This is a genomic window from Streptomyces sp., from assembly GCF_019510245.1.
Taxonomy (GTDB): Bacteria; Actinomycetota; Actinomycetes; order Streptomycetales; family Streptomycetaceae; genus Streptomyces.
Genome location: NZ_JAEKKT010000080.1, coordinates 1 through 10,594, shown reverse-complemented (window position 1 = coordinate 10,594; position 10,594 = coordinate 1). Strand labels below are relative to the sequence as shown.

At 68.8% G+C, this 10,594-nt stretch carries 6 protein-coding genes and 1 pseudogene; 4 read left to right on the top strand and 3 right to left on the bottom strand.

Annotated elements, in window-relative coordinates:
- Window positions 1-185, top strand: a pseudogene (locus tag JF597_RS04760) (thioredoxin reductase); the annotation flags it as partial.
- Between the two features lie 603 nt (window positions 186-788).
- On the opposite strand, the gene JF597_RS04755 reads toward JF597_RS04760, so the two are convergent.
- The 3 genes from JF597_RS04755 to JF597_RS04745 all read right to left on the bottom strand — a co-directional run bounded on the left by JF597_RS04755 (window position 789) and on the right by JF597_RS04745 (window position 4,970).
- Window positions 789-1,685 carry an aminoglycoside phosphotransferase family protein gene (locus JF597_RS04755; protein WP_293989304.1) on the bottom strand — a complete coding sequence of 299 codons (897 nt, stop codon included), beginning with the start codon at window positions 1,683-1,685 and terminating at the stop codon, window positions 789-791.
- A gap of 244 nt (window positions 1,686-1,929) precedes the next feature.
- Window positions 1,930-4,011 carry an NAD-dependent DNA ligase LigA gene (ligA, locus tag JF597_RS04750; protein WP_293989301.1) on the bottom strand — a complete coding sequence of 694 codons (2,082 nt, stop codon included), beginning with the start codon at window positions 4,009-4,011 and terminating at the stop codon, window positions 1,930-1,932.
- Between the two features lie 185 nt (window positions 4,012-4,196).
- Window positions 4,197-4,970: an SDR family NAD(P)-dependent oxidoreductase gene (locus JF597_RS04745; RefSeq protein ID WP_293989298.1), complete on the bottom strand. Its 774-nt coding sequence runs from the start codon at window positions 4,968-4,970 to the stop codon at window positions 4,197-4,199.
- Window positions 4,971-5,441: 471 nt separating this feature from the next.
- Between JF597_RS04745 and JF597_RS04740 the strand changes: the two genes are divergently transcribed.
- The 3 genes from JF597_RS04740 (at window position 5,442) to JF597_RS04730 (ending at window position 10,068) form a co-directional block, all read left to right on the top strand.
- Window positions 5,442-6,341, top strand: a complete 900-nt coding sequence (locus JF597_RS04740; RefSeq protein WP_293989295.1) for a helix-turn-helix transcriptional regulator — start codon at window positions 5,442-5,444, stop codon at window positions 6,339-6,341.
- Window positions 6,342-6,547: 206 nt separating this feature from the next.
- Window positions 6,548-8,692, top strand: coding sequence for an AAA family ATPase (locus JF597_RS04735; RefSeq protein ID WP_293989292.1), 2,145 nt, complete (start codon window positions 6,548-6,550; stop codon window positions 8,690-8,692).
- A 611-nt stretch (window positions 8,693-9,303) separates the two neighbouring features.
- Window positions 9,304-10,068: an SDR family oxidoreductase gene (locus tag JF597_RS04730; protein WP_293989289.1), complete on the top strand. Its 765-nt coding sequence runs from the start codon at window positions 9,304-9,306 to the stop codon at window positions 10,066-10,068.
- Window positions 10,069-10,594: the final 526 nt, after the last annotated feature.

Genomic DNA, 10,594 nt, shown 5'->3' with positions numbered 1-10,594 from the left:
GCTCGAACACGCAGGGAGCGACGAGCGTGGCCGGTGTGTACGCGGCCGGCAACATCACCAGCCTCACCGAGACGGTCATCGGCGCGGCCGCCGCCGGTCTGAAGGCGGCGGCCGCCGTCAACCTGGACCTCATCACCGAGCACACCCAGCGAGCCATCGAGGCCTCGGCCGTGCCCGGCGTGTGACGCGAGTACGTACGGCGGTGTCATGAACGCCGCGTCCCGCGGTGGCCGTTGAGTGGACGGCCAACGCGGGACCCCTCCCTCACTTGCCGGTGAGTGAACGTCAGCCCGGCCTGCGGCTGAGTGCTGTCGTGAGGCGAGTCACGCCGGTCAGCGTGCCGATGGTGAGGAACGGCGTGCGGACGCTCGCCTTGCACGGTTGGTCGCCAGATGGGGGCGAGCGTTTCGTCGGGTGGCGCCCCTGAGGCTGCTCGGTTCGGTACGGGTTTCCGCCGAGGAGGGCCTCGACGCGTGCCTGGAACGCTTCGCCATGGAGCGCGAAGCGCCGTAGGTCTCTTCGCGCTCGTGGTGACGGCCGGGCGGGCCGCTTCTGGCCCTCGATGTACCGGCCCATCACGGTCAGTGGTGAGCCGCCGCAGGACCCGGAACTGACCGGTACGACCCGCCAACGGCTCAGTGAACCCTGCCGGCACCCGGGGCGGGCACCAAGGCCAAGCTCGCCCCAGCCGACCGGATCCTCATCATCGTGCTCCGCCTGCGCAAGCTCGCGACCATGGACCTCCTCGGCCAACTCTTCGGCGTCACCACGTCGGTGATCTGCACGCCCTAAACGCCCTTCAGGACGCGATCGAGTACCGCTCGGCCTGTGGGTCCCCAGTGCGGCTTGCCGCCGGGAAGGCCCCGGTCTCCGTTCTGCCCCATGAGCATCAGGAAGAGGCCCTTCACCGCGGCCAGCCCGCGGGCGCGCCGGATCGCCGCCTCGTCGGCCCGCGCGTACATGTCGAAGAACCGTGAGGCGGTGCCTTCGGGCAGCAGCACCCATGCGGCGGCGAGGTCCCATGCCGGGTCACCGGCGAACATGTCACCGAAGTCGACGATGCCGGAGAGCGTTCCGCCCGAGACGACGACGTTCGCGGGATGGAGGTCGCCGTGCACCCACACCGGCGGTCCCTCCCATGCGTGGGCCGCAACGGCGTGGTCCCAGACGGCCCGGATGTCGGCAGTGATGTCGTCGGGGCCAACGGCCTGGAGAAAGTTCTCGAAGCCGTCGGTGCAGTTCCTGGGATGGGCGCCGCGGTCGGTGGCGACCGGCGCCTCGGCGGGAGCCTCCACATGCAGCGCCTGGAGGAAGCCCGCCAGTGTGTCGGCCGCGTGGTCGCCGCGGCTGATCGAGCCGTGGTCCAGCGGCTCGCCCTCGACCCAGGTCATCACGGTCCAGTGTTTGGGGAAGCGCTGGGACGGTTCACCGAACCGCACCGGGGTGGGCACCGGGAGCGGCAGGCGCGGGGCCAGCACGGGGAGCCACCGCCGCTCCTTGAGCTGGAGCTCGGGGGTGGGGTCCATGCGCTGCATGCGCACGGCCAACTCGTCCCCGAGCCGCCACATTTGGTTGCCCCAGCCGCCAGCCACCTCGCGGATGGCCAGTCCCGCAAGGTCTGGATGTTGCTCCTGCAGCAGGTCGCGCACCAGGTCTGCGGTGATCTCGATCGCGGTGTCGGTCATGCGACGTCACACTACTGAGGCGGCAGGCGGATGTCACAGTACTGAGGCGGCAGGCGAAGCGGCTTTCGTTCTCCGGATTCATCTGGCCGCGATTCCTCCGGTTGGTCGGGCCTGTGGTCGAGGGTGCGGCAGCTGGCGGGCATCCGTCGAGAACTGTCGCCGGACCAGTCGAACACCGAACACCGGATGCCAGGGCCGGCGCAGGGGAGGCCTGGCAGCGGGCAGGCGGTCGGCGGTGACGGAATCAGGGCAGGTAGTCGGCGACGAGCCGTGCGAATTCGCCGGGTGCGGAGAGTCGAATGCCGAGGGTTTCCGCCTTGGCTCGCTTGGAGCCCGCGCCCTCACCGGCGACCACGAGGGAGGTCTTCTTCGAGACGCTGGAGGAGGACTTGCCGCCGGCCCGCTCGATGAGCTCGTTCATCTGGTTGCGGCTGAGGTCTTCCAGGGGCCCGGTCATCGCGCCGGTGACGACGACCGTCATGCCCGTCAGCGGGCGGTCGTCCGGGGTGTCGGCCGGCGTTGCCAGGTCGTCGTCCGCCGTGGGTGGGGGAGTGGCGCCGGGTTCGGTCATGTTCACCCCGGCCGCGGCAAGCCTGTCGATGAGCTCGGCCAGTTCGGCGAGTTCGGCGACGATGGAGGGGGCCTTCTCCGGGCCGATGCCCTCGACCTGCTGCAGGGCGTCGGCGTCGGCGGCACGGATGTTGTCCATGGTGGCGAAGTGCCGGGCGATGCGGCGGGACATGGACCGGCCGGTGCCGCGTACACCGAGCGCGCACAGCACCCGTGACAGCGGTCGGGTCCGGGCCGTGGCGAGGGCGGCGAGCAGGTTGTCGGTGCTCGTCTCACCCATCCTCTCCAGCCCCAGAAGCTGCTCACGGGTCAGGGCGAACAGGTCGGCCAGATCCGCGACCAGTCCGGCCTCGACGAGCTGCACCACGCGGGTGGCGCCCAGGCCCTCGATGTCGAGCTGGTCGCGGCCGGCGGCGTAGGAGAGGGAAGCCACCAGATGGCAGTTACGGCCCTGCTCGCACCGCCAGCGCTCCTGACTGGTGTCGATGGCGGAGCCGCACCGCGGGCACATCTCGGGGAACACGATGGGCTGCTCGTCGCCGGTGCGCAGGTGGGCGACCGGGGCCTCGATGCGCGGGATGACATCGCCGGCGCGGTGGACCATGACGTGATCGCCCAGCCGTAGGTCACGGCGGGTGATGTCGGCCGGGTTGTGCAGCGTTGCGTAGGTGATGGTGGCGCCCTCGATCTGCACCGGCTCCAGCACGCCGCGCGGGGCGATGATCCCGGTGCGGCCCACGTTCCACTCCACCGCCACCAAACGGGTGATCTTCTCCACGGCGGGGAGCTTGTAGGCGATGGCCCAGCGGGGCGCGCGCGATCCGGAACCGGCGGCTCGCTGGTCGGCGGCCAGGTCGGCCTTGATGACGATGCCGTCGATCCCGAAGGGCAGCTCGGCGCGGAGCGCGGCGATCTCCCGCACACGCTCCAGGACCTCGTCCACGGTCGTGGCCGTGACGGTGGGCACCGCGGTGGCGGCGGCGGTGTGCACTCCCAGCCGGGCGGCCAGAGCCATCAGCTCGCTGTGGGCGAGCCCGTTCAGCCGTTCGGTGAGCTCGGTGTCGGATTCCGGCAGGGGCAGCAGGCCGTAGCCGAAGAACGTCATCGGCACCGTGTACGCCCGCTCCTTGGCGCGCAGCGTGCCCGCGGACGCGCCGCGCGGGTTGGCGAACGGCTGCCCGCCGTGCGCGGTGCGCACCTCGTTGGCGTGCTCGAACTGGGCCGTCGTCATGAGGACTTCGCCGCGCACCTCCACGGTGACCGGCTGGTCCAGCTTCTCCGGCAGCCCTTCGAGGGTGCCGATCGCGTGCGAGACGTCCTCCCCGGCGATGCCGTCGCCGCGGGTGATCAGCCGGGTCAGGCGCCCTTCGGTGTAGCGGGCCGCTACGGCGAGACCGTCGAGCTTGGCCTCCACGCTGAAGCGTTGCGCCTCGTGCCCGATCCGGCGGGCCAGCGACGCCGTCCACGCGGTGAACTGCTCGGGCGAGAACACGTTGTCCAGGCTCAGCATCGCCACCGTGTGCGGCACATCGCCCTCGACCGCGCCGCCGGCGACCTTGCCCGTGGGGGAGTGCGGCAGCACCTGGTCGGGGTGCGCCGCTTCCCAGACGGCGATGCCGCGCACCAACTGGTCGTAGGCGTCGTCGTCGAGCGGAGAAGTGCCGTCCGTGTAGTAGGCGGCCGCGGCCGCCACGACGTGCTCGACGGCCTGCGCGTAGGCAGCGGCGTCCACGATCTGCGCAACTGGTGTGGTCATGCCGCCATCCTGCCTCCCACCACTGACAACGCCGACTGGCTAAGCGATCGTTTCAGAATGAGACTCGCGCAGCGAAGATGTTGGTGCAGAGTCTCCGGCCCCCTCGAATCCTCCTGGTTCGGAACGTGTTGAGGTTGCACCTTTCGGTGGATCCGCCCCCCCCGATGCCGGCCCGAGACACAAGGTCAGCGGACCTGCACGGCGCCACCGTTCACAGAGATGATCTGGCCGGTGATGAACCGGGAGCCGTCGGAGACGAGGAAGTCGAGGACCGGGGCGAGGTCGGAGTCGGGGTCACCCAGCTTGCCTCCCAGCGGGATGATGCGGGCCTGCTCAGCGTCGTGAGCCGCGAGTTCCTCCTCGGTCATCCGCGCCCGGTACCCGTCGTACATCCCCGTCCAAATCACCGGATCGACGGAGTTCACCCGGATCCCGTAGCGCCCCCATTCGGCGGCGAGGGTACGAGTGAGCGAGAGCACCGCCCCCTTGGATGCCGAATAGTGCGCTCCGTTCGGATAGGGGATGAGGGCGGCGTCGGAACCGAAGTTGATGATGGTGCCGCCGTTTTCCCGCAGGTACGGGAAGACGGCCTGAGCGGTGAGGAAGGTGCCCTTGGCATTCACCGCGAAGACACGGTCCCAGTCCTCTTCGGAGATACTCTCGGCAGGCGCCCCCATTTCGATGCCTGCCACGTTGACCAGGGCGTCGACGCCGCCCAGCTCCTCGGCGGCGGCGGCCACGGCCGTGGTCACCCCGGACTTGTCCGAGACATCGGCGTGGAAGTAGGAGACGGTGCCAGGCCCTTCGGACGTGATCTTTTCGGCGAGAGCCCTGCCCGATTCGTCGCTGATTCCCAGTGCGGCGACCCGGGCTCCGGCTCGGGCAAATGACGCGATGGCCGCGGCGGCGATTCCCCGGGAGCTGCCGGTCACGATGATGCGCTTGTCCTGAACAGTCATGGCGCTTTCCGTATATGACGAGTGGATGCGAGGCAGACGTGTGCATATCTGGCCTCACTCCGCCAGCGTTCCGTGGGCCATACGGTCATTGACAGGTCAAACCCTGCTCACTACTCGCCAGAACTTCTCCTGACCCGCGCCGTCCGCCTCGGCCGGCAACTGGCCGAACACGCGGGCCACCGCACCCCCGACGGCCTGCACGCCTTGGCGTTACTGGGGCTGCCCAGGGTCGTCGCGGACGTCGGCGGCGTTCCGGCACCGGTACTCCGGCACCGCCGGCGGGCTTCATGTGATGGCCTGGCAATGCGCGCCTCCAACGGCGCACCGTCGGCGCCGACAAGAGCCCCGTCCTGGCCCGACTGCGCCAGTCGTCGACCACAAACCGGCACGCAGAAGGCCCGGTGCCCACTGCGCCTGCCTGTCAGGATCTCGCCCTCCCTGGCAGGCGCCACGCTGCCTAATGTGAGGGCTGTGAATGCACTCGGAGATTTCCTACGAGCCCGACGTGCCGCCGTCAGCCCGCTGGACGTCGGCTTGCCTCCGGGAGGCCTGCGTCGCACGCCAGGCCTCAGACGCGAGGAGGTCGCCGCACTGGCCGGGATCAGCACGCAGTACTACGTGCGCCTCGAGCAGGGACGGGAGCGGTCGCCCTCGCCGCAGATTCTCGAGGCACTGGTGTCCGTGTTCGGCCTTGATGCGCCGGCGATCAACCACATGTATCTGCTCGCCGGCCGCGCCCCTGCGACACTGCGCCCGGAGAACGATCGGGAAGCCGTAGCGCCCGGCCTGCAGCGCCTGCTCCAGATGTGGACGGGGCAGCCCGCGATGGTGCTGGACCGGTGGCACAACGTGCTGGCGCGGAACGCTCTTGCCGAGGCCTTGACCAGCGGCTTCACGATCACGGGCAACTATGTGCGGACCACCTTCCTCGATCCGGTGGCACGCAGCTTCCACGTCGATTGGCACAAGGCGGCCCGTGCTGTCGCGGCCTCACTGCGCGCCACCGCCGGCACGGCCCCCAACGATCCCCGGCTGACAAGGCTCGTGAGAGAGGTGTCGGCGGTCAGCCCGGATTTCCGGCGCTACTGGGCGGACCACGAGATATTCGAAAAGGGAAGCGACATCTGCGGCTTTTGCCATCCTGTCGTCGGCTCCCTGGAACTGGTCGTGGAGACCTTCACAGTGGACCGTGACCCCGGCCAGCGGCTCATCGTGTACTACGCCGAACCGGGCAGTCCGTCGGCTGACGCGCTGGCACTTCTGGGGAGCGTGCACGCGGAGCCCGTCGGCGGAGAAGGCGGCCGCCCGGTCGGCGGGGCAGCCCCCTCGGCGGAGTCCCTGTCCCGGTGGCAGAAGAACGGCAGACAGTGACGCAGCGGGGCTCCGCCGCCCCGGCTTCATCAGCGACTGATCTGCCTGGCTGATCCTTCGGGCCGTGCTGCTTGATCACCCGCCGGCACGTTCAACTTCTTTTCTTGGGGTTTCTAAGTGGCTGCCTTATGTGCTGACCGCCGCCACCGGCGGAGGCGTGAATCAAGTCGTACCGACGCACGTCTCATTCCTTCGGATGACCAAAAATGACCGACGTCATGTATCTGGTCAAGGATTCGCGTTTTTCGCGGCTCGTGAATATGGGGTACGGCGGCTCCTTGGGTGACCGTGTGGTCGCGGCGCGGGATCGGGCTTTCGTCGGGCGGGCGGTGGAACGGGCGCTGTTCCGGTCCGTGCTGGCGGGGGATCCGGCCGGTGCGTCTGTCGTCTATCTGCACGGGCCCGGGGGAATCGGCAAGTCCGCGCTGCTGCGGCGGTTCGCCATCGAGGCGCGGGAGGCGGGGCGGCTGGTGGTCGAGGTGGACGGCCGTACGGTTACCGCGACGCCGCAGGATTTCGAGTACGCCGCGGGAAAAGCCACCGGCGAGCCGGGCGCGGTGCTTCTGGTCGATGCCTTTGAGTACTGCCACGGCCTGGAGTACTGGTTGTGGGAGCAGTTCCTGCCGCGACTGCCGCTGGGCGGGGTCGTCGTGATCGCCGGACGCGTGGCCCCCGATCCGCGCTGGGTCGCCGACCCCGGTTGGCGTGACCTTCTGCATGTGGTGCCGCTGCGAAACCTGACCCCCGCCGACGCCGCGGCGTTTCTGCGGGTGCGCGGCGTCCCCGCAGGAGCGCACCACGCGGTGCTGTCCTTCGCCGGCGGCAATCCGCTGGCCCTGTCCCTGGCGGCGGCGGTCGCCGTTCAGCAGGACGCGGAGGGGACACCGCGGGCGGCCGACTGGTCACCGGGCGGCGAGGTGATCGCGACGCTGTTGTCGCAAGTGGTGGGAGATCCGCCGAGCCCGGAGCATCGCACGGCGCTGGAGGTGTGCGCTCAGGCCGAGGTCACCTCCGAGACCCTGCTGCGGGCGATGACGGGCGAGCGGGCTGCCGAACTCTTTGCCTGGCTGCGCGCCCAGCCGTTCATCGAGTCCACCTCGTCGGGACTCTTTCCGCATGATGTGGTGCGCGAGGTGCTGGTGGCTGATCTCCGGTGGCGTGATCCTGACGAACTCGCGGCCCTGCGTGGGCGGATGCACCAGTATCTGCTCGGCCGGGTCCGGGAGGTCCCCGCCTCGCAGATGCTCCAGGCGATGCAGGCCCTGATGTACCTGCACCGGGATGTCGGCGCAGTCGGCCATGTCTCCGACACCTTCGAGGGACATCCCTGCGGTCTGGTGCGGGAGATGCCCTGTACTCCTGCCGACCAGGAGCGCGTGGTGGAGCTGGTCCATGAGGCAGAGGGCGCCGAATCGGCCGCGATCGCCCGGTTCTGGCTGGATCGGCAGCCCGAAGCGTTCAAGGTCTACCGGTCGACTCGCAGCGATGACATCGTTGCCTGCTCCGCATGGCTGCAGTTCGACAGGCCTGAGGGGGAGGACGTCGATCCGGTGGTGGCCGCCGCCTGGGCCCACGTACGCGCCGACAAGCCGTTGCGAGCAGGGGAGCACATAGCCATCGCGCGGTTCGACGTGGACTCGCAGGCGTACCAGCGGCCGTCGGCGTCCAACACTTTGGCCAAGTGGCGTGCGATGGGTGAGATCATCCGGGCCGACCATCTCGCATGGTCGTTCAACGTGATGCGGGACGACGGCTTCTGGAATGGTTACCTGGAGCGCTCCGAGATGCTGCCCATTGATGTCAGGCCCGCGGTCGGCCACCACGAGTACCGTCTGTTCGCCCACGACTGGCGTACCCAACCCGTGATGGCGTGGATGGCGGAGAGACACGAAGCTCTGCTGACCGGCGCGAATGTCGTCACGTCTCCGGGCGGAACTGCTCAGGAACGGGCCGAGCATGTCGTGCTGTCCCGCTCGGAATTCGACGCCGCCGTACGGGACGCCCTGCGCGCGCTGTGGTGGCCCAGCCAGCTGGCACGAAACCCTCTGAGCCGCACCCGCCGCGTCGCCGAGCACGGCCAGAGCCTGCACGATGCCCTGCTGCACGCCATCGACACCCTGCGGGACGAGCGTGGCGGAGAGAAACGTCATCAGGTCGTCATGACCACGTACAGCAGGGCCGCACCCACACAGGAAGCCGCGGCCAGGCGCCTCGGAATGTCCTTCAGCACCTACCGTCGGCACCTGACAGCCGCCGTGAAACACATCAGCGATGTCATGTGGGGCCATGAACTGAACGGCGCGCCGTTCCTCCCCGCCGACCGGGACCGGGACCGTAATGGCTCGTTGTAACTCCCCATCACGGACGATGCATGGTTGATCTCGTGCTTGGGGTTGGTGACCTTTTCCCCGGTGGACAGTGTCACCAGGGAGGTGATCCCGGCGTCCAGGCCGACGGCTCTCAGCGCCTGGTCATAGACGACGTGCGCGCCGACATGATGCGCTCCCACCACCGCGTTCAGATCGGCACGCCGTCGGGGTCACTCACGCCCTTCGCCGAGAAACGGGGAGGAATCACTTGAGGGCCGGCCGCTTCGATCGCCGAGGCACTCGGCCTCGACGGCCCCGAGCCCTGGGACATCGAGGCCGCCGGCGCCTTCTGGGGGCCCGCTTTCACTGGCGGGCCCATGGCCTCCAACAGTCGCGTCCGCACCGCACGAGCCCGCGACATCGTCGGCCGGAAGCACCACCACGGCTCGTCACCGAGTGGATCGCCACGGACCTGACTGCGTGACCCGACGCGGGGTGGGTCAGTGACGGCACGACTGCCTCGTCGGTCAAGTGTGGTGTGTGCAGCACTCCTAGGAAGATCTCGGCCTTCTCCTGCCATCGAAAGCACGGCAAGTTCGCAGGTGAACGATCCGTCAACGGGGCTTCTGCCCTGACTGAGCAAGGAGGACACGGTGACACGGACAACCTCGGAAACCACAGGGCAGGGCAGCGACCGGAAGGTCGTACTCGTCACGGGTGCCACGAGTGGTATCGGCGAAGGCATCGCCAGGCGGCTTGCTGCGGAAGGCCACCACGTCGTTGCCGGTGCGCGTCGAGAGGATCGGCTGACCAGTCTGGCGGAGAGCGTCCGAGCCGACGGCGGGAGCATCGATGTACGCCATCTCGATGTCACCGACCGGGCCGACGTGGCCAGGTTGGTCGACGAAACGGTTACTGCCCGGGGGCACCTCGACGTGATCGTCAACAACGCCGGCGTCATGCCGCTGTCGCGCCTCGACTCACTGCTGGTGGACGAGTGGGAGCGGATGATCGATGTCAACGTCAAGGGCCTGCTGCACGGCATCGCCGCGGCCATGCCGCACTTCCAGCGCCAGAAGAGCGGGCACTTCATCACCATCGCGTCCATCGGTGCCTACTCCGTGGTCCCCACAGCTGCTGTGTACTGCGCCACGAAGTACGCGGCCTGGGCGATCACCGAAGGTCTGCGGCAGGAGGCCGAGCCGTTCATCCGGGTCACCACCGTCTCACCTGGCGTCGTCGAGTCCGAACTGGCCGACACCATCACCGAACCAGAAGCCGCGGCGACGATGAAGGCCTACCGCTCGGCTGCCATCCCGCCCGACGCCATTGCTCGTGCGATCTCCTACGCGATCGACCAGCCCGCCGACGTCGACGTCAACGAGATGGTCATCCGGCCTGCGCGGCAGCGCCCGTAGCGTCGCGTCTGTTGGCGGTCTGCGCCCGCAGGCGTGTGCATGCCGGTGCACAACGAGCACTCCGTACCGCTCGAAGCGGCGATGATTGGCCGGCCGAAGACGGCGACCGTGGCCTCCCCTAAACGGTGGCCGAGCGAGGCGACGAGTTCCGCAGTGCACGACACGGCGTCGACCACCGGCCGACGGCAGCGTGAAGCAGGGCATAGCGCAGGCACCTCAGCCGCGGGCTCGCCCATGTGGCCGGCCGACTGTGGGAGGTGGAGCACAACGACGCGGGTGGCCGGGCGTGAAGGTCGACTGAGCGCTAAGTGAACAACTAGCGGACAGGGAAAGGGCTGGTCCAGGCCTGGGCGATGGCTGAGAGTGGAGCCGTATCCACCGTCCGCCCACCCACCGGATCCGGAGCGTGTGCGGACCACGTTCGCTCGAGGAGCACCATCGTGACGACGGCCCCAGCACAGGCCACCAGCATGCCCGCAGAACGGCCGCTCGGGGTGGCTGAGCACTTCATGTGGCTGATGAACCA

What these genes read in the sequence shown, in the direction of transcription:
- JF597_RS04745 (WP_293989298.1), bottom strand. Translation starts at nt 4,970, where the DNA reads ATGACTGTTCAGGACAAGCGCATCATCGTGACCGGCAGCTCCCGGGGA.
- JF597_RS04755 (WP_293989304.1), bottom strand. Translation starts at nt 1,685, where the DNA reads ATGACCGACACCGCGATCGAGATCACCGCAGACCTGGTGCGCGACCTG.
- ligA (WP_293989301.1), bottom strand. Translation starts at nt 4,011, where the DNA reads ATGACCACACCAGTTGCGCAGATCGTGGACGCCGCTGCCTACGCGCAG.
- JF597_RS04735 (WP_293989292.1), top strand. Translation starts at nt 6,548, where the DNA reads ATGACCGACGTCATGTATCTGGTCAAGGATTCGCGTTTTTCGCGGCTC.